Origin of the sequence: Caldicellulosiruptor changbaiensis, from assembly GCF_003999255.1 — a bacterium.
In the GTDB taxonomy this organism is placed as follows: domain Bacteria; phylum Bacillota; class Thermoanaerobacteria; order Caldicellulosiruptorales; family Caldicellulosiruptoraceae; genus Caldicellulosiruptor; species Caldicellulosiruptor changbaiensis.
The window spans coordinates 1,032,501-1,052,604 of the sequence record NZ_CP034791.1; the positions used below are offsets into that span (position 1 = coordinate 1,032,501).

20 protein-coding genes and 2 rRNA genes (1 of these 22 running past the window's edge) are annotated in these 20,104 nt (G+C 37.2%); 14 read left to right on the top strand and 8 right to left on the bottom strand.

Annotation, left to right across the window (positions count from 1 at the left end):
- A 23S ribosomal RNA gene (locus ELD05_RS04880) occupies positions 1–1,822 on the top strand; it begins 1,139 nt to the left of the window's first position.
- Between the two features lie 81 nt (positions 1,823–1,903).
- Positions 1,904–2,020, top strand: a 5S ribosomal RNA gene (rrf, locus tag ELD05_RS04885).
- 101 nt (positions 2,021–2,121) lie between these two features.
- On the opposite strand, the gene ELD05_RS04890 is transcribed toward rrf, so the two are convergent.
- The 6 genes from ELD05_RS04890 to sigY are packed head-to-tail and all read right to left on the bottom strand — an operon-like array spanning position 2,122 to position 5,254.
- Entirely contained in the window at positions 2,122–2,880 is a 759-nt protein-coding gene (locus tag ELD05_RS04890) for an ABC transporter permease (RefSeq protein WP_127351566.1), read from the bottom strand.
- Positions 2,867–3,796, bottom strand: a complete 930-nt coding sequence (locus tag ELD05_RS04895; protein ID WP_127351567.1) for an ABC transporter ATP-binding protein — start codon at positions 3,794–3,796, stop codon at positions 2,867–2,869. Before ELD05_RS04895 ends, ELD05_RS04890 begins: the two co-directional genes overlap by 14 nt.
- A 2-nt stretch (positions 3,797–3,798) precedes the next feature.
- On the bottom strand, positions 3,799–4,005 hold the full coding sequence (locus ELD05_RS04900) for a PLD nuclease N-terminal domain-containing protein (protein ID WP_039764605.1): 207 nt from the start codon (positions 4,003–4,005) through the stop codon (positions 3,799–3,801).
- 16 nt (positions 4,006–4,021) lie between these two features.
- Positions 4,022–4,318, bottom strand: coding sequence for a hypothetical protein (locus ELD05_RS04905; protein WP_127351568.1), 297 nt, complete (start codon positions 4,316–4,318; stop codon positions 4,022–4,024).
- Complete coding sequence (locus ELD05_RS04910) at positions 4,315–4,722, bottom strand: hypothetical protein (protein ID WP_127351569.1); 408 nt, start codon at positions 4,720–4,722, stop codon at positions 4,315–4,317. Before ELD05_RS04910 ends, ELD05_RS04905 begins: the two co-directional genes overlap by 4 nt.
- Complete coding sequence (gene sigY / locus ELD05_RS04915) at positions 4,703–5,254, bottom strand: RNA polymerase sigma factor SigY (RefSeq protein ID WP_127351570.1); 552 nt, start codon at positions 5,252–5,254, stop codon at positions 4,703–4,705. The genes ELD05_RS04910 and sigY overlap by 20 nt, the downstream gene beginning before the upstream one ends.
- Before the next feature lie 175 nt (positions 5,255–5,429).
- On the opposite strand from sigY, the gene ELD05_RS04920 reads away from it, so the two are divergent.
- From ELD05_RS04920 to trpA, 12 genes are all read left to right on the top strand, one after another.
- Entirely contained in the window at positions 5,430–6,272 is an 843-nt protein-coding gene (locus ELD05_RS04920) for a hypothetical protein (RefSeq protein ID WP_127351571.1), read from the top strand.
- A 141-nt stretch (positions 6,273–6,413) separates the two neighbouring features.
- Positions 6,414–6,932, top strand: a complete 519-nt coding sequence (locus tag ELD05_RS04925; RefSeq protein ID WP_127351572.1) for a shikimate kinase — start codon at positions 6,414–6,416, stop codon at positions 6,930–6,932.
- Positions 6,929–7,789 carry a TIM barrel protein gene (locus ELD05_RS04930; protein WP_127351573.1) on the top strand — a complete coding sequence of 287 codons (861 nt, stop codon included), beginning with the start codon at positions 6,929–6,931 and terminating at the stop codon, positions 7,787–7,789. The genes ELD05_RS04925 and ELD05_RS04930 overlap by 4 nt, the downstream gene beginning before the upstream one ends.
- A gap of 8 nt (positions 7,790–7,797) precedes the next feature.
- Positions 7,798–8,235 carry a type II 3-dehydroquinate dehydratase gene (gene aroQ / locus ELD05_RS04935; RefSeq protein ID WP_127351574.1) on the top strand — a complete coding sequence of 146 codons (438 nt, stop codon included), beginning with the start codon at positions 7,798–7,800 and terminating at the stop codon, positions 8,233–8,235.
- Between the two features lie 34 nt (positions 8,236–8,269).
- The gene (locus ELD05_RS04940) at positions 8,270–9,334 is read left to right on the top strand and encodes a M24 family metallopeptidase (protein ID WP_127351575.1); all 1,065 of its coding nucleotides are present in this window, start codon (positions 8,270–8,272) and stop codon (positions 9,332–9,334) included.
- A gap of 283 nt (positions 9,335–9,617) precedes the next feature.
- Complete coding sequence (locus tag ELD05_RS04945) at positions 9,618–10,985, top strand: anthranilate synthase component I family protein (protein ID WP_127351576.1); 1,368 nt, start codon at positions 9,618–9,620, stop codon at positions 10,983–10,985.
- A complete protein-coding gene (locus ELD05_RS04950; RefSeq protein WP_127351577.1) occupies positions 10,966–11,577 on the top strand; it encodes an anthranilate synthase component II in 612 nt (203 codons plus the stop codon). Before ELD05_RS04945 ends, ELD05_RS04950 begins: the two co-directional genes overlap by 20 nt.
- Positions 11,558–12,568: an anthranilate phosphoribosyltransferase gene (gene trpD, locus ELD05_RS04955; protein WP_127351578.1), complete on the top strand. Its 1,011-nt coding sequence runs from the start codon at positions 11,558–11,560 to the stop codon at positions 12,566–12,568. Before ELD05_RS04950 ends, trpD begins: the two co-directional genes overlap by 20 nt.
- A 4-nt stretch (positions 12,569–12,572) precedes the next feature.
- A complete protein-coding gene (gene trpC, locus ELD05_RS04960; protein ID WP_127351579.1) occupies positions 12,573–13,355 on the top strand; it encodes an indole-3-glycerol phosphate synthase TrpC in 783 nt (260 codons plus the stop codon).
- Complete coding sequence (locus ELD05_RS04965; RefSeq protein ID WP_127351580.1) at positions 13,352–13,951, top strand: phosphoribosylanthranilate isomerase; 600 nt, start codon at positions 13,352–13,354, stop codon at positions 13,949–13,951. Before trpC ends, ELD05_RS04965 begins: the two co-directional genes overlap by 4 nt.
- An 8-nt stretch (positions 13,952–13,959) precedes the next feature.
- A complete protein-coding gene (gene trpB, locus ELD05_RS04970) occupies positions 13,960–15,135 on the top strand; it encodes a tryptophan synthase subunit beta (protein WP_127351581.1) in 1,176 nt (391 codons plus the stop codon).
- A gap of 2 nt (positions 15,136–15,137) precedes the next feature.
- The gene (trpA, locus tag ELD05_RS04975; RefSeq protein ID WP_127351582.1) at positions 15,138–15,899 is read left to right on the top strand and encodes a tryptophan synthase subunit alpha; all 762 of its coding nucleotides are present in this window, start codon (positions 15,138–15,140) and stop codon (positions 15,897–15,899) included.
- Between the two features lie 69 nt (positions 15,900–15,968).
- On the opposite strand, the gene argF is transcribed toward trpA, so the two are convergent.
- On the bottom strand, positions 15,969–16,895 hold the full coding sequence (argF, locus tag ELD05_RS04980; RefSeq protein ID WP_127351583.1) for an ornithine carbamoyltransferase: 927 nt from the start codon (positions 16,893–16,895) through the stop codon (positions 15,969–15,971).
- Positions 16,870–20,103, bottom strand: a complete 3,234-nt coding sequence (carB, locus tag ELD05_RS04985; RefSeq protein WP_127351584.1) for a carbamoyl-phosphate synthase (glutamine-hydrolyzing) large subunit — start codon at positions 20,101–20,103, stop codon at positions 16,870–16,872. The genes argF and carB overlap by 26 nt, the downstream gene beginning before the upstream one ends.
- Position 20,104 lies beyond the last annotated feature (1 nt).

Here is a 20,104-nt window from a genome sequence, read left to right on the forward strand (position 1 = left end):
TTTAAAGAGTGCGTAACAGCTCACTGGTCGAGCGGCTGGGCGCCGAAAATACTCGGGGCTTCAAGCCACACACCGAAGCAGCGGGTTTAAAGCCGAGGTAATCGGCTTTAAGCGGTAGGGGAGCGTTCTGCGACAGGGCGAAGCCCAAGGCGTAAGCCAGGGTGGACGAGGCAGAAGTGAGAATGCCGGAATAAGTAGCGCGAGGCAGGTGGGAAGCCTGCCCGTCGGAAGCCCAAGGTTTTCTGGGGAAGGCGAATCCGCCCAGAGTTAGCCGGGGCCTAAGGCGAGGCCGAAAGGCGTAGCTGATGGGTATCAGGTTGATATTCCTGAGCCACCTGCCGGAGGTTAACCTACGGGGCGGGACGCAGGAGGAGCAGGCAACCGGGGCGTTGGTTGACCCCGGCCAAGCGGCGAGCGGGGGTGTGTAGGCAAATCCGCACGCCCATACAACCGTGAGCCGTGATGGGGAGCCGAATTTATAGTAGGCGAAGTGCCGCGCTTCACACTGCCAAGAAAAGCGTCGCGTAGGCGAAGGCAGGTGCCCGTACTGGAAACCGACACAGGTGGGCGAGGAGAGAATCCACAGACGGACGGGTGAAGCACCGCTAAGGAACTCGGCAAACTGACCCCGTAACTTCGGGAGAAGGGGTGCCCTGGGTGAAGAGCTCAGGGTCGCAGGGAATAGGCCCAAGCGACTGTTTATCAAAAACACAGGTCTCTGCGAAGCCGAAAGGCGAGGTATAGGGGCTGACGCCTGCCCGGTGCTGGAAGGTTAAGGGGAGGGGTGGAAAGCTCCGAACCGAAGCCCCAGTGAACGGCGGCCGTAACTATAACGGTCCTAAGGTAGCGAAATTCCTTGTCGGGTAAGTTCCGACCCGCACGAATGGCGTAACGACTTGGGCGCTGTCTTGGCGGTGTGCCCGGCGAAATTGTGGTACCAGTGAAGACGCTGGTTACCCGCGGTTGGACAGAAAGACCCCGTGGAGCTTTACTGCAGCCTGGCACTGTGTTTTGGTGTGCCCTGTACAGGATAGGTGGGAGGCAGAGAAGTGGGGGCGCCAGCTTCCATGGAGCCGTCGGTGGGATACCACTCTGGGTGCACTGGGGCACTAACCAGACACTCTGAACCGAGTGATGGGACACTGTCAGGTGGGCAGTTTGACTGGGGCGGTCGCCTCCTAAAAGGTAACGGAGGCGCCCAAAGGTCACCTCAGCACGGATGGAAATCGTGCGGTAGGAGTGCAAAGGCGGTAAGGTGGCTTGACTGTGAGACCGACAGGTCGAGCAGGGACGAAAGTCGGGCTTAGTGATCCGGCGGTTTTCGAGTGGGAGAGCCGTCGCTCAACGGATAAAAGTTACCCCGGGGATAACAGGCTGATCTCCCCCGAGAGTCCACATCGACGGGGAGGTTTGGCACCTCGATGTCGGCTCATCGCATCCTGGGGCTGAAGTAGGTCCCAAGGGTTGGGCTGTTCGCCCATTAAAGCGGTACGTGAGCTGGGTTCAGAACGTCGTGAGACAGTTCGGTCCTTATCCGCCGCGGGCGCAGGGTATTTGAGGGGAGCTGACCCTAGTACGAGAGGACCGGGTTGGACGGACCGCTGGTTTACCAGTTGTTCCGCCAGGGGCACGGCTGGGAAGCCAAGTCCGGATGGGATAAACGCTGAAAGCATCTAAGCGTGAAGCCCACCCCAAGATGAGATACCCCACACCCAAAGAGGGTGGTAAGGGTCCTGGGAGACTACCAGGTAGATAGGCCGCATGTGTAAGCGCTGTGAGGCGTTGAGCAAGGCGGTACTAATGACCCGAGGAGCTTGACCGAAAAAAACCAGTCTTACCCTATTCACTTGCGAGGCTGCTGATAAAAAGGAAGAAAGAAGAGGAAGAAAGAAGAGGTAACAAATCCGGTGGCGAAAGAGCGAGGGTAACACCCGTTCCCATTCCGAACACGGAAGTTAAGCCTCGCAACGCCGATGATACTGTGCTGGAGACGGCACGGGAAAGTAGGTGGCTGCCGGATTTTTTATTTTTAATAAGTGTGTTAAATGTTTAACAATTCTCATATTCTACTTAACCATCTTTACATATGGTAGCATATAAAAAATTCCTGTGTATGAGAATTCAATTTAATTTCAAGTTATTAAATCGAGAAATGGTTGTTACTAAGAATATAAGAGTTAAAAAAACGGTAATTAACATTGCTATTTTTGCATCTTGTAAGTCAACACTGTTTGTAAGCAAAATTAAATTATATGGACTGAACTTCTTAAGTTTTTCAAACTGAGAGAGTAGAGCAGTAGAAAAAGAGGCTGCACATGCCAAAATTCCAGCTGAGATATTTTTCTTTGTAAAGCTGCTGAAAAGTAGTGTAATCGAAATCACAAACAGGTAATAAATACACAAAAGAAAATAAACAAGAATTGTATCGGAGATAGCAATTTTTTGTCCTTCAAAAAGAAGATTAGCGTAATATCGGTTGAGGAATAAGCCTACAAACAAGAAAAAGCAAACTGCAACTAAAAAATGTAAAAACTTTGCCATAACAATTTGAGATTTACTTGCACCTTTTGTGAGAGGAAAAACTATTTTTTGAGAATATACTTCCTCATTTATACTACCTGCAGCAGTGAATATTACAAATAGCGTACCAATTTGAAAAAGATCTTTGATATAATTTGCCAATGCGTCTTTAGTCTTAAACTCAAATAGCTTGTGTATTAAATTGGCAGGAATCTTGTTACTAACAAAAGTTGGAAGAAGTTTTAACATTATTGGATCTAAGATAGAGAACAATATTATACCGGTTGCAAGAGCAATGTATTTATACTGTCTTATCCCTTCAATGAATTCTTTTTTAAAATATGCTTTAAATGTCGTCACTTTTATCTACCACCCTTATGAAGATATCTTCCAGCGAGGGCTTTTTTAAATAAAAGGATAAAATGGGCTTATCTATCTGTGCCAATACTTTTATTAATTCTCTTTTTGCAATTTCAACATTGTTAACATAAATTGAAACTTTCCCGTAGTTGTCAATATCGATTTTTCGAATATAAGGAAACTGAGACAATTTTTCTTCCAACTTGTTAGGAATACTTTCAAACTCAACACAAAAAACAGGTTGAATATATCGTTTTTGAAGGTTTTCTAAACTGTCACTGACAATTATTTTACCTTCATGCAATATTGTTACGTAGTCACAAATTCTTTCAACATCGTTTAATATGTGTGTTGAAAAAAATACTGTAATTCCTTCTTCTTTCAAGGATCTTATATGTTCCAAAACTTCAGCTCTTCCTTCTGGGTCTAAAGAAGCGGTTGGTTCATCAAGAAGCAATAGTTTAGGCTTATTAAATATTGCGACAGCTATTCCAAGTCTCTGAAGCATTCCGCCTGAAAAAGTTGAGATTTTTCTTTTAGAAACGTTTGAAAGTTTTACAATCTCAAGGACTTCTTCAGTCCTCTTTTTAATAGTTCTACTTTCAAAATTGCAAATTTGTCCTATTAAGCTTAAATACTCAACTGGTGTGAGATAACCATAGAATACAGGATTTTGAGAAAGGAATCCAATTTGTTTCACTATGGCTTTTTTGTTTGCCTTAAAATTAAGATTGTCAAATAAGATTGTTCCTTCATCAAAACTAATTAGTCCAGAAAGAATTTTCATTGTGGTTGTCTTACCTGCTCCATTCGGTCCAAGAAAACCATGGATTGTAGCAGGTTTTACTTCAAATGATATGCCTTTTAAAGCTTTTACCTTTCCAAAGCTTTTGTGAAGATTTATCACTTTCAGCAAACTTAATCACGCTCTCTTCCAAGTAACAAGTAAACTATAGGACCCACAAAGTTGAAAATAATTATTATTAGCGCCCACGTCCATTTTGGGAGATATTTTACTTTGTCATTTTTCAACTTAACAAGACAGAAAATCATAAGAACAAACTGCAGTACAATTACAGGTGTAAGCAATTTTAGCATTTCTTCTATATCCATATTTCCGAGCATCCCGAAACACTCCTTTTCAGTAAGTTGTTTTATTTTTATCTTTTAGAATTACCCTTGTGATAAGAAGATATATTATAAGACTGCTAGGAAAATTTAAAAGTCCAAATAAACCCCAGAGAAAATAGTATTTTTCGCCTCTGTTTTTAGCATCAAAGAATATATATACAGCCTGAGCCATCAATAAGAAGAATAAAATTATCAAAAGACCCATTGATATTTTTTCATCAGAAAACTGCTGGACTAAAAAAAGCAAAAAGCTCAAGCAAATAGTAGCTGTAATGAGAAAAAATACAAATGTTTTATTAATCTTCATGTTCTCACACCTTTCTCCTTAGATATCAATGATGCAGGGATTAAAATCCATGGCAACAGCGTTTCGAAAAGTATCTGAAGCCTTATGAAAAATCCAAAACCATTGATGTTAATTAGCAAAATATAAACGGATAAGATAAGAAAACTCAAAAGCAAAAATAGTAGAAGATTAACCTTTTCCTGCTTTTTGGCTTTTGCTTCTATTGCATCTTCAATGACTTTCTGGATATCTATCTTCACCAAAGGAAATTTATTCATAGGCTCAAGTTTGTTTTTTAAAAGTTTTAACTTTTTCTCAAGCAAAGTATTATCGCAATCTATTTTTTCTAAAACTTCATTTTCTACTTCTTCATAGTATTTATCAATAATTAAATTTTGAATTTTTTCACTCTTTTTTGTTTTCACTTTCCAGCACTCCTTTCTTTTCAAGCTCTTTTACCAGAAACTTTATAGCAAAATGGAGCCTTGACCTTACTGTCCCGATAGGACAGTTTAAAATTTTGGCAATTTCTTTATATTTATATCCATAAAAATGTTTCAGGACAAAAACAGCTCTGAATTTATAATCAAGCGACAAAATAGCTTTGCAAATGTCCTTGTATTCACTATTTGAAATGGCAGCATGTTCTGCGTCCTGCATATAATCTTTATATGATCCATCCAAGTAGGTATATCTTTTATTTTTTCTCAAAAAGCTTTTATATACGTTTATAGAGATTTTTATAAGCCATGTCGAAAACTTTACATCTGGTGAGAACTTATCTATGTTTATGATAGCTTTTAAAAGAGTTTCCTGGACAACATCCTGGGCAAGATGATAGTCTGCAGTCATCTTTATCACAAAACCAGAAAGAATATTTAGATTATTTTCAATAAGCTTGCAGAGAGCTTCTTTATTTCCTTTTTTTGCCTCATCTATTAATCTTTTTTCATCCACTACCTATCACTCCTGCTACAAATTAAACGCTCTGAAATACAAAAAAGTTCAAAGTGATTTGGATTACAAAAATATTAAAAAATCTTGTAAATTTGCTTATTAGTATTGATACCCCTTTTTTGCTGGGGTATGATTATAATTAGAAGGATAAACATTATGTAAAGGATGAACGAGAATGCTCAGGAGAATAATAGCAAAAGCCCTGATATTACTTATAATTTCATTAATAATAGCCCTTATTATCGAAAGCTTGTTTATGGCAGCAAGTGCAAAAAATTTAAATAAGTTGCCTGCTTCAGTTCAAAAAGCGTCAAAATCTGTAAAGCAAAATATCCAAAAAGAATTGGTTTTCCAGCAGCAGGTTGATTTGAATTCAGATGCGCAGGTGGATACAATAAGCGTTTGGCTGGATAAAAACCAGAAAAAGTATGTACTAAGTGTAAACAGTGCCCTTTATCAACCAAAAGAAAATATTTTACAGGTAATTGGAACTGAAATAGTAGATATAGATAGCAGTGATCAATACAAAGAAATTCTGTTTCATTATAGTTCAAATAAGGGTGAAAAGTATGTGATATTAGATTATAAAGGTAAAGCGCTTAAAGAACTTCTTACCTCAGATTCAAAACCGATCATTTTTGGAAATAAAGAGGTTATCGTTGAAGTAAATATGGACTTTTGGATAAAAAAAGAAAAATATGTCTTAAACCAGACACTTTCTGGTGTACGGACCTTAAAACTTTCTCCACAAGAGTTATACAATGTTGGTGTTTTTGCATATGTTAAAAAACCCTTTGTTTTATACTCTTACAGAGACCAAAAAAGCAAATTAACAATTACAAGGAAAGGAGAAAAGATAGAAATAGTAAGTTGCGACACTTCTAATTGGTTCAAAGACCAATCGAAGAAGAACAATAAGCTTTATGATTGGTACCTTATAAAAACAGAAAAAGGCTTGCAAGGATGGGCAATGCTTAAAGATTTTATGAACTGCATTGAGATTATAAAGACTCAATAGAAAGTGAGAAAGTAAAATATTTTTAAAAGGCCATTCGATTGTAAGAATGGTCTTTTTATTTTTTCAATGTAAAGATTTTATGGTATAATAAATACAAACTTTCACACCACACGGCTTATTAAAAAGGAAAGGTATATTAAAATGAAAAACATTGTCCTAACAGGCTTTATGGGAAGTGGCAAGACAACTATAGGGAGATTAGTTGCAGAAAAATTGAATATTGATCTTGTTGATACCGACTCTGAGATAATAAAAGAGTTTGGACTGACAATTGACCAGATATTCGAAATACATGGCGAGAAAAAATTTAGAGAATGCGAAAAAAGAGTTATTGAAAGAGTTTCAAAGCTTGAAAACGTTGTTATATCAACAGGTGGAGGAGTTGTTTTAGATCCTGAAAATGTAAGACTTTTAAGAGAAAATGGAGTCATTTATTTTTTGTATGCATCTCCTGAAAGTATTCTAAAAAGATTAAAAGACGATAACACAAGACCGCTTCTGAAAAATGGTGACAAACTTAGCAACATTATAAGACTTATGAACCTGAGAATGCCGTTTTATAAGAACTGTGATTTTGAGATAAACACAGATATCCTAAGTCCTGATCTTGTAGCTGAGAAGATAATTTCAATCCATATGGCAAAGGAGAGTTGGAAATGACAAGGTTTGGGCCTGCAGGTAACTCCCAGAGCTTTTACGATGCAGGATACAAGTCCAGTGTTGAAGCACCAAAGTGGCTTCATTCTATAGGGCTTTCAGCATATGAATACCAGTGCAACAAAGGTGTAAATATTTCAAAGGAAAAGGCAAGACAAATAGGAGATGAAGCTAAAAAGTATGATATACTTGTGTCAATCCATGCTCCGTATTATATAAACTTTGGCAGTCAAGAGGAAGAGAAATTGCAAAAGTCCAAGGAATATATTTATGAGTGCGTAGAGGTCGCAAAAGAAATGAAAGCAGAGAGGATTGTATTTCATCCCGGGTCTTGTGCAAAGGTTGACAGAAAACTTGCTTTTGAGACAGCTAAAAAAGCTATACTTGAGGTTGTAAATGTAGTCAAGGAAATGAAAGCAGAAGGAATTTTTTTATGTCCTGAGACAATGGGAAAGAAAAACAATCTTGGAAGTGTTGATGAAATAATAGAGATATGCAAAATTGACGAGATTCTTCTTCCAACGATTGACTTTGGACACATCAATGCATTTACTGGTGGAGGGTTAAAAACCAAAGAGGATTTTGTGAATCTTTTAAAAAAATTTATAGACCAGCTTGGATACGAGAGAATGAGAAGATTTCACAGTCACTTTAGCAGAATTGAATACACATCACAAGGAGAAAAGAAGCACTGGAATTATGAGGACAAGCAATATGAACCTGACTTTGAGCCGTTGGCAGAGGCTCTTGTTGAGCTAAAGCTTGAACCTGTCATTATCTGTGAGTCAAAAGACTACATGAGTGAAGATGCACTTGTGCTAAAGAAAATTTACTATGAAATATTAGAAAAGAGGATGTGAGGTACAAAATGAAAAAGATTTTGGTTATAAATGGGCCAAATCTAAACCTTTTAGGTATCAGAGAGAAAGATATATACGGCAGTACAAATTACAATAAGCTTTTGGAGATAATATCAAAAAAGGCAACTGAACTTAATTTAAATATACTCTTTTTTCAGTCAAATCATGAGGGTGAGATTATAGATAGAATCCACAGAGCTCTTGATGAAGATATAGATGGAATAATTATCAATCCAGGTGCTTACACCCATTACAGTTATGCCATTCACGATGCAATAAAAGCTGTAAACATCCCAACAATTGAAGTACATATTTCCAACATCCATGCAAGAGAAGAGTTTAGAAAAAGAAGTGTAATTGCACCAGCATGTGTGGGACAAATCTCTGGTTTTGGTATAAAAAGCTATATAATTGCACTTTACGCATTAAAGGAGATTTTAGATTGATCCAAAAAAGTTACAAAAGTGAGGGATATTATAAATGACTGACAAGAGAATTGAGAAGGTTTTTGCAAGGGATGAAAAAATAGAGGCGGTATTTATCACAAAAAAAGAAAATGTGAGATATCTTAGCAATTTTAAAGGAGATGAGAGTTTTTTACTTCTCACCAGAGATAAAAAGAAATACCTACTTACAGATTTTAGATACGTTGAACAAGCAAAAAAAGAGGCAAGTGAATTTGAGATTATCGACTATAAGGGAAAGCTTTATGAGGCCATTTTGGATATTCTCTCTCAGAATCATATAGATTCACTTTATTTTGAAGGATACAACCTTACTTTTTCAACATTTTCTGATATGAAAGAGAAGATAGGGGATAGAATTTATCCTCTTTCCTTCAGCATTGATGAAATAAGAGCTGTGAAAGATGAAGAAGAAATTAAACTTATAAAAAGAGCTGTTGAAATAACAGATAAGGCTTTTGAGCATATTTTAAAATTTATAAAACCGGGCGTATCGGAAAATGAGGTTGTTGCAGAGCTGAACTATTTTATATTGAAAACCGGGGCAAAAGGGTTTTCATTTGAACCTATTGTAGCATCTGGAAAAAGAAGTTCGCTTCCGCACGGCACAGCTACGAACAAAAAGATTGAGTATGGAGATATAGTAACAATAGATTTTGGCTGCAGCTTTGACGGCTACATGTCGGATATGACAAGGACAATATTTGTTGGAAAGCCTGACAACTCGATGATTCGCATATACAATATTGTAAAAGAAGCTCAGCAAAAGGCAGAAGAATTTATAAAAGAAGGGATGAAATGTCTTGAAGTGGACAAAATTGCACGTGATTATATAGGTTCCTTTGGTTATATAGAAAAATTTGGTCATTCATTAGGCCATGGAGTAGGGCTTGAGATACATGAACTTCCAAGGCTTTCGCCAAAGTCGGAGGCAATTTTGAAAGAGAATATGGTTGTAACAGTTGAACCAGGCATTTATCTTGAAGAGGTGGGTGGTGTAAGAATAGAAGATTTGGTCGTTGTGAAGAAAAATGGATGCGAAATTTTAACAGGCTCGACAAAAGAGATGATAATATTGTAGTTTGAAAGCAAAAAGGGGAAACGATGTATGTAGGTTACTAACAAAAGGTAAATGACCGACGAGATGTTTGAGGCAGAGAAATAGAGACTTTCACAGTTTAGCAGGCAAACTTCTAAAATTTTCTATTGCCAGTTATCAGTTTTTTTGATATACTAAAAATAACAATTAAAGGTGTAACCAAATTTATCATAAGCAGAATTTTAGAAAGAGAAAAGATTTTTAGTTTTTAAGTTGAGATGAGACGAGATGAGAATAGAAAAGATGAGAGGAGATGAGCTACAAGATGAATAAGGTGGCAAATATGCGCCCCGATAGCTCATCGGGGCTTTTTTGCTATCAAGGTGTAAGTATAAATATTCCTTTCTTCGAAGAATATTTTGACAGTTCAGTTGACATATCTCATATTGATTTTGAGTCAATAGGGGAAGATTATTTCTATTTTGAAAATTCCCAAATATTGGCGTTTTGCTATGACACTCTTTTGGTCATAAAGGTGTTTGAAAATAGAATTGAGATTGAAGATGATTTCAATAAAGTGGTTGAACATGAAGGGGTTTTAGAAAAGCTCAATAAAATCTTAACGTATTTGATTGAGAAAAATGCATTTATATCAGCGCGTTTTAATTACCATGCTATAAATTTGATAGAAGACATTTACTCAACTGATGAGCCATACATTGTATTTACTATATACAAAAAGAATTTCATAGTTGACAAAAACTTAGGGAATGGCAAAGTGCTTGTTCCCAAAGGCTTTGAGTTCAAAGGGGAAAACTTTAACAAGTTCAATGGGAAAAACCAAAAAGTCACGAGCAAGGTTTTGTACAATACTCCAAAAGATTACTATATCAGTATAGTTAAACAAGCAAAAGAGGATATAAGAAACGGAGAAATTTTTCAGATTGTACTGTCTCAAGTGATAAAGATAAAAAGCGATATTTCAACAAACCAGCTCTTTTACACAATGAAAGAAAAGAATCCGTCTGAGTACTCTGTTGTAATAAATACCAAAGATGAGCAGATTATTTGTTTTTCACCAGAGACACTGATTAAAAAGGAGAAAAACATTGTAAAGACATTCCCTATTGCTGGCACATATAGAATCAATGATGGTGATGATGTTGCACAAAAAAAGATAGAGATATTAAAAGACAAGAAAGAAATCAGTGAACATGTGATGCTTGTAGACCTTGCCAGAAATGATTTGGGGAGAATCTCAAAAGCCGGCACAGTAAAAGTAGAGGAATATCTACAGATTAAAAAGCTTTATAACCTCATACACATCTATTCAGTTGTCACAGGTGAGCTTGAAGAGAAAAACCTTGTAAAAGCGATACTTTCAGTATTTCCAGCAGGCACGCTGACAGGTGCACCAAAGGTAAGAGCAATGCAACTAATAGAAAAATATGAAAGGCAAAGACGCGGACTTTATGGAGGTGCGATAGGTTACATCTTCAAAGATTGTTTTGACTTAGCAATTGCAATCAGAATGGCCATAAAGGACAAGAGGGAAAGTACATTTCTACTTCAAAGTGGAGCTGGAATTGTTAACCTTTCTGTTCCTGAGAATGAATACCAAGAGTGTTTGACAAAGCTGAGAGCTTTTTTGAAAATTATGGAGGTGGATGAAAATGATATTGTTAATAGATAACTACGATTCATTTACATTTAATATTTATCAGATGATTGCAAGCAAAACTCAGGTAGTAGTTTTTAGAAACGACAAGGTTACAATTGACACCATACAAAAACTAAACCCTGCAGGAATAATAATCTCACCTGGGCCAGGAAGCCCCAAAGATGCAGGTATTTCATCAGAGGTAGTAAAGAAGTTCGCGGGGGTAGTCCCAATATTGGGGGTATGTTTGGGACATCAGGTGATAGGCGAATGTTTTGGAGCAAAAGTTGTGCATGCAAAATCTATATACCATGGGATGAGGTCTCGAGTTGACTTATTAGAAGCAGGTAAAAGAAGTCCACTTTACAAAGGTGTGCCAGACAGGTTCTTTGCAGGCAGATACCATTCTTTGGTTGTAGAAAAGACAGCATCATTGCAGGGACTCGAAATAGCAGCAGTAAGTGAAGATGGTGAGGTTATGTCAATTTTGAATGATGAGCTAAAAATATATGGAATTCAATTTCACCCTGAATCAATATTGACACCTGATGGGGAAAAGATATTACAGAACTTTTTAGATTTGTGTTATGGGCAGGTGAAAGAAGATGCTCAAAGAAGCGCTTGAGGTTATAACAGCAAAAAAAGATTTGGATTATGTCCAAGTAAAAAGACTTTTGGAAAGCATACTTGATGGCGAGCTTGATGAGATAAAGTTTGGAGCTTTTTTGGCAGCACTTAAAACAAAAGGAGAGACAAAAGAAGAAATCTCTGCTTTTGTTGATGCATTTTATGAAAAGGCTCAAAAGATTGAATATACTCATCCAAAGACGATAGACACATGTGGGACTGGTGGAGATGGCAAAGGTACATTCAATATTTCAACTGCAAGTGCGATAGTTCTCAGCTGCTTTGATTTAAAGGTTGCAAAACATGGTAACAGAAGTATTACGAGCAATTCTGGTTCTGCAGATATTTTAGAAAATTTAGGCATAGATATCCAGGCACCACCCCAAAGAATTTTAGAAGGTTTGGAAAAGCTCAATTTTGCGTTTTTATTTGCTCCCAAGTACCATCCAGCAACGAAAAAAGTGGCAACTGTAAGAAAGTCACTTGGCATAAGAACAGTTTTTAACATCTTAGGTCCACTTTTGAACCCTGTAAGTTTGAACTATCAAGTTGTTGGTGCTTTTGATTTTGAAGCACAGGAAAAGATAGCTTCTGTTTTGAAAGGAAGAAGAAAAAGGGCGGCTGTTATTCACAGTCTTGATGGGCTTGATGAAATTTCGGTTTCACAGAAAACAAGAGTTTTAGAGTTGCAAGGTGATAATATCAAAGAATACTACATAGACCCAAAAGAGTATGGTATAGAGTACACACTTGATGATATTAAAGGATATACCCCGCAAGAGAATGCGAAAATTTTTATGAGTATTTTAAATGGTGAGGTTTCTGCTTATTATTGGGCAGTTGTTCTAAATTCTGCTTTTGCTCTTTATATTGCCGAGGTTGCAAATGATATTGAAGAAGGTATTGCCTTGTGCCAAAGTGCAATAAAAAAGGGTGATGCGATGTTAAAGCTTAAAGATTTGCAACAACACTATAAAGTGGGGGCTTAAAAAAGTGAGTGTACTTGAAAAGATATTAGAGGTCAAGAAGAAAGAAGTCGAAAAGTGCAAACAATTAGTTCCAGTTGAAAAAATGAAGAAATTAGCTATTGAAAAGTGCACTTCTACATCTTGTGAGAACAAGTTCAGGAATATCTTTAAAAAAGAGAATTTTTGTATCATTGGTGAAATAAAGCGTGCATCTCCATCTGAAGGTATAATTTCTGAAAATGTTGATGTCAAAGGAATCGCAAAGCTTTACGAGAGCTTAGGGTTTTTTGCAATATCTGTGCTGACAGAAAAGAACTTTTTCAAGGGATCTGAACAGGACTTGATGGATGTCAAAAGTGCTACTTCTCTTCCTATTTTGAGGAAGGATTTCATCATCGACATATGGCAGCTGTACCAGACAAAGATGATAGGTGCAGATGCCGCTTTGCTTATCACAAAAGCCTTGGGTAATAAGCAGCTCAGCATTTTTATAAAGGTGTTAGAGATTCTTGACATTGTTCCTCTTGTTGAAGTTGAAAACGAATATGAGATTGAAAAAGCTTTAAATAGCGGGGCTAAATTGATAGGGATTAATAACAGAAATTTGGATGATTTAACAATTGACCTTAAAAAAACAGAAAGACTTTTAAAATATATTCCAAAAGATGTAGCAGTTATAAGCGAAAGTGGGATAAAATCAAGAGAAGACTTTGAGTATATCCGTTCTTTGGGTGTGGATGGCTGTCTTATAGGAACATCTTTTATGAAAACTCAAAATCCGATCGAGATAATTGGTGAGAGAATATGATAGTAAAGTTCTGCGGAATAAGAAGAGAAGAAGATGTTGAGTACTGCAACATCTTAAATCCCACTATGATAGGCTTGATCTTTGCCGACAGTCCAAGGAAAGTTGAAAAAGACACTGCAAAGAGATTGCTGGCTATGAAAAATCCTTCTATAAAATCAGTTGGAGTTTTCAAGAACCAAACTCTCAGCGAAGTCTTAAGTATCAGTAAAGATTTAAAACTTGACTTTATACAACTACATGGCAATGAAAGTATCGAGTTTATCACATACTTAAAAAGCCAAGGTTTCAAGATTATTAAAGCAGTCGAGGTAGAGAAGGTAAATGACATTGAAAGATCAAAAATTTATAAGGACATAGTAGACTTTATCCTTCTTGACAGACCAAAGGGAAAGGAGATAGATATAGTTCAGCTTGCAAAAAATGCCGATTTTGATTTTATCATTGCAGGGGGAATTACGCCTGAAAATGTTGAAAGGTATCTTGCCCTTAATCCTCTTGGGATTGATATCAGTTCAGGGATAGAGACGAATGGATTTAAAGATTTTAATAAAATGAGGGCTATCGTAGAAAAATTAACAAAAATACAAGGTTGGTGAAGTTAAGAATGGATAGGTATTTTGGCAGGTTTGGTGGTATGTATGCGCCAGAGGTTTTGATGCCAGCACTGCTTCAGATAGAAAAAGAGTTTGAAAGGTTAATTGAAGACGAGAATTTTAAATCTGAATATGAGTTTTATCTCAAAAACTATGTTGGAAGACCATCTCCACTCTACTTTGCAAAGAATCTGAGTAAACACCTTGGTGTCAAGATATACCTAAAAAGAGAAGATCTGAACCACACAGGTGCTCATAAGATAAACAACTGTATAGGCCAGGCACTTTTAGCAAAGCACATGGGCAAAAAGAGAATCATCGCCGAAACAGGTGCGGGTCAGCACGGTGTTGCAACAGCTACCGTCGCAGCTCTTTTTGGCATGGAATGTGAGATATTCATGGGCGAAGAGGATGCAAAAAGGCAGTATCATAATGTGCAAAGAATGAAGATGCTTGGCAGCAGTGTCAGAGTAGTTGACAAAGGTAGCAAAACGTTAAAAGATGCTATAAACGAAGCAATGCGTGACTGGAGTGAGACATATGATTACACTTTTTATCTTTTTGGTACCGCTGCAGGACCACATCCTTTTCCAAGGATAGTAAGGTATTTTCAAAGTGTCATTGGCAATGAAACAAAAAAGCAAATATTAGAGCAAGAGGGAAGACTACCTGACTATGTTTTTGCATGTGTGGGTGGTGGGTCAAACGCAATTGGTATTTTTTCTGCCTTTTTAAATGAGCCTGAGGTAAAGCTGATAGGTGTTGAAGGTGCAGGCGAAGGTGTGAATACCGGAAAGACTGCTGCAACACTTTGCAGCGGCTCTGTTGGCATCCTTCATGGTGCAAAGACGTATGTACTGCAGGATGAAGATGGCCAGATTTTAAACACACATTCAATATCAGCAGGTCTTGACTATCCAGGGGTTGGTCCTGAACACGCTTACTTAAAAGAGATAGGAAGAGTTGAGTATGTGGGGATAGAAGATGAAAAGGCAGTAGAGGCATTTTTGCTTTTGTGTAAGCTGGAAGGGATTATTCCTGCTTTAGAGAGCTCTCATGCCATTGCAGAGGTTGTAAGAAGGGCAAGAAATGGTATGTTCAAAAAAGACGATGTGGTTGTTATAAATCTTTCTGGAAGAGGAGATAAGGATATTGCTACTATTTTACAGTTTTGGAGGGAAGATTAAAGGTGAGTTTGATTGATAAGAAATTTGAGGATCTAAAATCGAAGGGGAAAAAGGCATTTATTGGTTATACAACATTTGGCTATCCAACTAAGGAGGAAACTCTTGAGTATATAAAGCTTATCTATTCTTATGTAGATGTTTTGGAGCTTGGCTTTCCATTTTCTGATCCTATTGCAGATGGTGAGGTTATTCAAAGAGCGTCTGTTAAGGCCTTGAAAGAAGGTGTAAAATTAGACCATCTTTTTTATAGCATAGAAAAGTTTAAAAAGGACAAGCCCATTGCAATAATGCTTTATGCAAACACAGTTTACAAAAGGGGAATTGAAAAGTTTTTCAAAGACTGCAAAGACTTTGGTGCAGATGCAGTGATTATACCTGATGTTTCGTATGAAGAAAGCGCTGAGTTTAAGGATGCTTGCAGGGAAAATGGAGTGCATTATATTGACCTTGTATCTATAAGCTCAATTGAAAGAGCAAAAATGATTGCAAGAACTTCAAAAGGGTTTGTTTACTGTGTTACAAGAAAAGGTGTTACAGGCTTTAAAGGCGAAATTGACAAAAGCATTTATGAACTATTAAGTGAACTAAAAAAAGTTACTTCAACACCCCTGGCAGTAGGATTTGGAATCAAGAGCAAAGAAGATGTGCTGAGGTTTAAAGACTTAGCAGATGGCATTGTCATTGGAAGCGCTATTATAAATAAGATTGATGAGGGGAAGGAAAATTTGGTTAGATTCTTAGAAACAATTAGAAGTGTTTTATAGAAAACAAAACAATTAGGGCTCCATATCAGTTTTTTTAGTTGTTGATATGAAGCCCTTTTTCAAATTATTTCATATTCTTCCCAAACACACAAACACCATAATAGCCTTGTGAGCATGAAGCCTGTTTTCGGCCTCATCAAAAACTTTGGATTGAGGACCGTCAATAACCTCAGGAGTAACTTCAAAACCTCTATAAGCGGGAAGACAGTGCAAGAATATTGCATCCTCTTTTGCAAGTTTCATTAGCTCTTGAGTTACCTGGTAACCTTCAAAATCTTTTATCCTCTTTTCTTTTTCCTCTTCTTGCCCCATCGAAACCCACGTGTCTGTGTAGACAACATCTGCATCTTTTACAGCCTCTTTTGGATTGTCGGTAAATATAAGATTGCTACCACTTCTCTTTGCCTCATCTTTAGCAAAGTCAACAACTTCTTTTTTTATTTCATATCCTTTTGGTGTTGCCACTGCTATATCAAGTCCAAGTTTACTTGCACCTACCAAAAGTGTTGCTGCAACATTATTTCCATCGCCAACGTAGGCAATTTTCAAATCTTTTAGTCTTCCTTTTTCCTCAAAGATTGTCTGAAAATCAGCTATTATCTGAGTTGGGTGATAGTCATCTGTAAGACCATTTATAACAGGGATTGAAGAATACTTTGCAAATTCTTCAACCTCACTTTGAGCATATGTTCGAATTACAATCAAATCAAGATACCTTGACAAAACCTTTGCAGTATCTCCTATTGTCTCACCGCGACCAAGCTGCAAGTCATTTTTGCCAAGATAAAGCGAGTATCCACCCAGCTGATTGATTCCTACCTCAAATGATACTCTTGTTCGCGTAGAAGCCTTAGTAAAAATCAAGCCTAAAGCCTTATTTTTGAGGTAAGGAAAGAAAAAGCCTCTTTTTGCTTCACTTTTTAGCCTGCAAGCAAGGTCAACTAAGTACAGTATCTCATCTTTTGTCAAATCATTTAAGGAAAGAAAATGTCTCATACTGCTTCATCCTTTCTCCTTTGAATAAGTCATTTAAACAGTAGATATCCCTTTCAAGCTCATCAAGTGATGTCAGCACGTCTACATAGTAAGTTGCTGTATCTATTGAGGTCAAGGTAGTGATGCCAAACTCAACAGAAAGTCTTCGCATTTTAAATCCAAATTCGTAATTTGAATTTTTTGATGGAATGTTTATAATAAATGAAAATTTATCTTCCATTAGCATTTTTTCAGCAATTTTCTCGTCTATAAACTGAACATTTAAACCTTTTACAATGTTTTTCATACTCTCAGGCATATATACTCTATAATTTATTTCGTATAATTTTCTTATAATTTGTAAGATTGAATCTCTTTCGCTCTCAGGTGCCATGATAAAACAGCTACCCTCTTTTACAAACTTATGATTGGATGCAACAAAAGCTTTATAAAGAGCAACCTTAAGATTTTTAGAAATTCCAAGTACTTCACCTGTTGATTTCATCTCTGGTCCTAAATACGCATCCACTTTCGAGAGTTTTGAGAATGAAAATACAGGTGCTTTTACTGCGAAAAAGTCAGGCTCTTTTACAAGACCAGTTCTGTATCCCAAATCTTTAAGTTTTTTACCGAGTATCAATTTTGTGGCAATCTTTATCATTGGAATTCCTGTTACTTTGCTCAAGATTGGCACGGTCCTGCTTGCTCTTGGATTTACCTCGATGACATATACATTTTCATCCTTGTCAATTACAAACTGGATATTGAAAAGTCCAACCACTTTCAAGCTACGTGCAAGTTTTATTGTATAATCAACAATCTTTTCTTTTACCCTTTCTGAAAGTGTATGAGGAGGGAAGACTGCCATACTGTCACCTGAGTGAACACCAGCTCTTTCAATGTGTTCCATAATACCAGGGATTAAAACGTCTTCACCATCAGAAATTCCATCAACCTCTGCCTCTTTGCCAAGAATATATTTGTCAATCAAAATAGGGTGTTTTATAGAAATTTCCATTGCTGCTTTAATGTACCTTTCAAGTTCTTGTCTGTTATAGACTATTTCCATTGCCCTTCCACCAAGTACATAAGATGGTCTTACCAAAACAGGATAGCCAATCTGCTCTGCCACCTTTATTGCATCTTCTAAGTTGTAAGCAGAGCCGCCTTGGGGATAAGGTATCCCAAGAGATTTTAAAAGATTCAAAAATTTGTCTCTGTCCTCAGCGATGTCAATGCTTTCCATTGATGTTCCTAAAATCTTTACTCCATTTTTAGCAAGGTAAGAAGCCATATTGATAGCTGTCTGCCCCCCAAACTGGACAATTACGCCCATAGGTTTTTCTTGCTTTATAATATCAAGTACGCACTCTTTTGTAAGAGGTTCAAAAAAGAGCTTGTCAGATGTGTCAAAGTCTGTTGAAACAGTTTCAGGATTGTTGTTTATTATTATTGCCTCAACACCTTCTTCTTTGAGTGCAAATATTGAATGCACACAGCAATAGTCAAATTCAATGCCTTGCCCAATTCTAATAGGACCAGAGCCAATAACTATTGCTTTTTTGTTTGAGCTAACCTGAAGGTCGGTTTCACTTTCATATGTTGAGTAAAAGTAGGGAGTTTTTGCCTCAAACTCACCCGCACATGTATCAACCATTTTAAATGAAGGTTTTAATTTACACTTTTCTCTTATTTCAATTACATCATCTACGTCTTCTTTTAGAAGGTTTGCAATATAAGAATCACCAAAACCAAGCCTTTTTGCCTTTTTTAAAAGGTCGTAGGGCAAAGAGTCAAGGTCATACTTTTTAAGCTGTTTTGACACCTCTACAATATTTTTGAATTTTTGTATAAAGAATAAATCAATTTTGCTAAGCTCACTTAAAAATTTGGGATCATAGTTTCTTGCCAGTGCTTCACAAATTGCAAATACCCTTTCATCATTAGGGATTTTTATATACTCCAAAAGTTCATCATCTTTCATTTCCTCAAATTTTTTAAGTCCAAGCTGGTAATTTATTTTGACATCTAATGAATCAATTGCTTTTAAAAATGCTTCTTCAAATGTTCTTCCGATTGCCATTACCTCGCCTGTTGATTTCATTTGTGTTCCCAATCTTCTATCAGCTTTTTCAAACTTGTCAAAAGGCCAACGTGGAACTTTTACAACTACATAGTCAATAGAAGGCTCAAAACTTGCATATGTGTTTTGAGTAATTGGATTTATTATCTCATCAAGTGTAAGACCTATTGCAATCTTTGCTGCAATTCGAGCAATAGGGTAACCTGTTGCTTTTGATGCTAAGGCAGAAGAACGGCTCACCCTTGGATTTACTTCAATAACAACATATTCCATACTGTTTGGATTTAGGGCAAACTGCACATTGCAGCCACCTTCAATTTTGAGACTTCTGATAATATTTATTGCAGCGCTTCTCAGCATTTGATATTCTTTGTCAGAGAGCGTCTGGGATGGAGCAACAACAATACTGTCACCTGTGTGAATTCCAACTGGGTCAATGTTTTCCATGTTGCACACAGTAATACAGTTGTCTTGACTATCTCTCATCACTTCGTATTCTATTTCTTTCCACCCAAGAACGCTTTGCTCAATCAAAACCTGATGAATTAGAGAAAGTTTCAAACCTTTACTTGCGATATATTTGAGTTCTTCTTCATTATGAGCGATTCCGCCACCTGTGCCACCAAGAGTATATGCAGGGCGGACAATTACAGGATACCCAACCTCTTTTGCAAATTCTAAAGCTTCTTCCACATTATGTGCAATGATACTCTTGGGTACTGGCTCGCCTATCTCAAGCATTGTCTTTTTGAAAAGCTCTCTGTCTTCTGCTTTTTTGATTGTTTCTAATGATGTTCCCAATAGTTTTACATTGTATTTATCAAGCACACCGGCTTCAGCTAATTCAAATGCCATGTTTAAAGCAGTCTGTCCGCCAAGTCCTGCCAAAAGTCCCTGTGGCCTTTCTTTTTTTATTATTTCTTCAATATAGTCAACAGAGATTGGCTCAATATACACTCTGTCAGCTATTTCAGTGTCTGTCATAATTGTTGCTGGATTTGAGTTGACAAGTACAACCTCTATCCCTTCTTCTTTTAAAGCACGGCAGGCCTGAGTCCCTGAATAGTCAAACTCAGCAGCCTGCCCAATTACTATTGGTCCTGAACCAATGATTAAAACCTTTTTTATATCTTCTCTCTTTGGCATC

What these genes read in the sequence shown, in the direction of transcription:
- ELD05_RS04900 (WP_039764605.1), bottom strand. Translation starts at nt 4,005, where the DNA reads ATGCTCGGAAATATGGATATAGAAGAAATGCTAAAATTGCTTACACCT.
- ELD05_RS04905 (WP_127351568.1), bottom strand. Translation starts at nt 4,318, where the DNA reads ATGAAGATTAATAAAACATTTGTATTTTTTCTCATTACAGCTACTATT.
- ELD05_RS04920 (WP_127351571.1), top strand. Translation starts at nt 5,430, where the DNA reads ATGCTCAGGAGAATAATAGCAAAAGCCCTGATATTACTTATAATTTCA.
- ELD05_RS04925 (WP_127351572.1), top strand. Translation starts at nt 6,414, where the DNA reads ATGAAAAACATTGTCCTAACAGGCTTTATGGGAAGTGGCAAGACAACT.
- ELD05_RS04930 (WP_127351573.1), top strand. Translation starts at nt 6,929, where the DNA reads ATGACAAGGTTTGGGCCTGCAGGTAACTCCCAGAGCTTTTACGATGCA.
- aroQ (WP_127351574.1), top strand. Translation starts at nt 7,798, where the DNA reads ATGAAAAAGATTTTGGTTATAAATGGGCCAAATCTAAACCTTTTAGGT.
- ELD05_RS04940 (WP_127351575.1), top strand. Translation starts at nt 8,270, where the DNA reads ATGACTGACAAGAGAATTGAGAAGGTTTTTGCAAGGGATGAAAAAATA.
- ELD05_RS04945 (WP_127351576.1), top strand. Translation starts at nt 9,618, where the DNA reads ATGAATAAGGTGGCAAATATGCGCCCCGATAGCTCATCGGGGCTTTTT.
- ELD05_RS04950 (WP_127351577.1), top strand. Translation starts at nt 10,966, where the DNA reads ATGATATTGTTAATAGATAACTACGATTCATTTACATTTAATATTTAT.
- trpD (WP_127351578.1), top strand. Translation starts at nt 11,558, where the DNA reads ATGCTCAAAGAAGCGCTTGAGGTTATAACAGCAAAAAAAGATTTGGAT.
- ELD05_RS04965 (WP_127351580.1), top strand. Translation starts at nt 13,352, where the DNA reads ATGATAGTAAAGTTCTGCGGAATAAGAAGAGAAGAAGATGTTGAGTAC.
- trpB (WP_127351581.1), top strand. Translation starts at nt 13,960, where the DNA reads ATGGATAGGTATTTTGGCAGGTTTGGTGGTATGTATGCGCCAGAGGTT.
- argF (WP_127351583.1), bottom strand. Translation starts at nt 16,895, where the DNA reads ATGAGACATTTTCTTTCCTTAAATGATTTGACAAAAGATGAGATACTG.
- carB (WP_127351584.1), bottom strand. Translation starts at nt 20,103, where the DNA reads ATGCCAAAGAGAGAAGATATAAAAAAGGTTTTAATCATTGGTTCAGGA.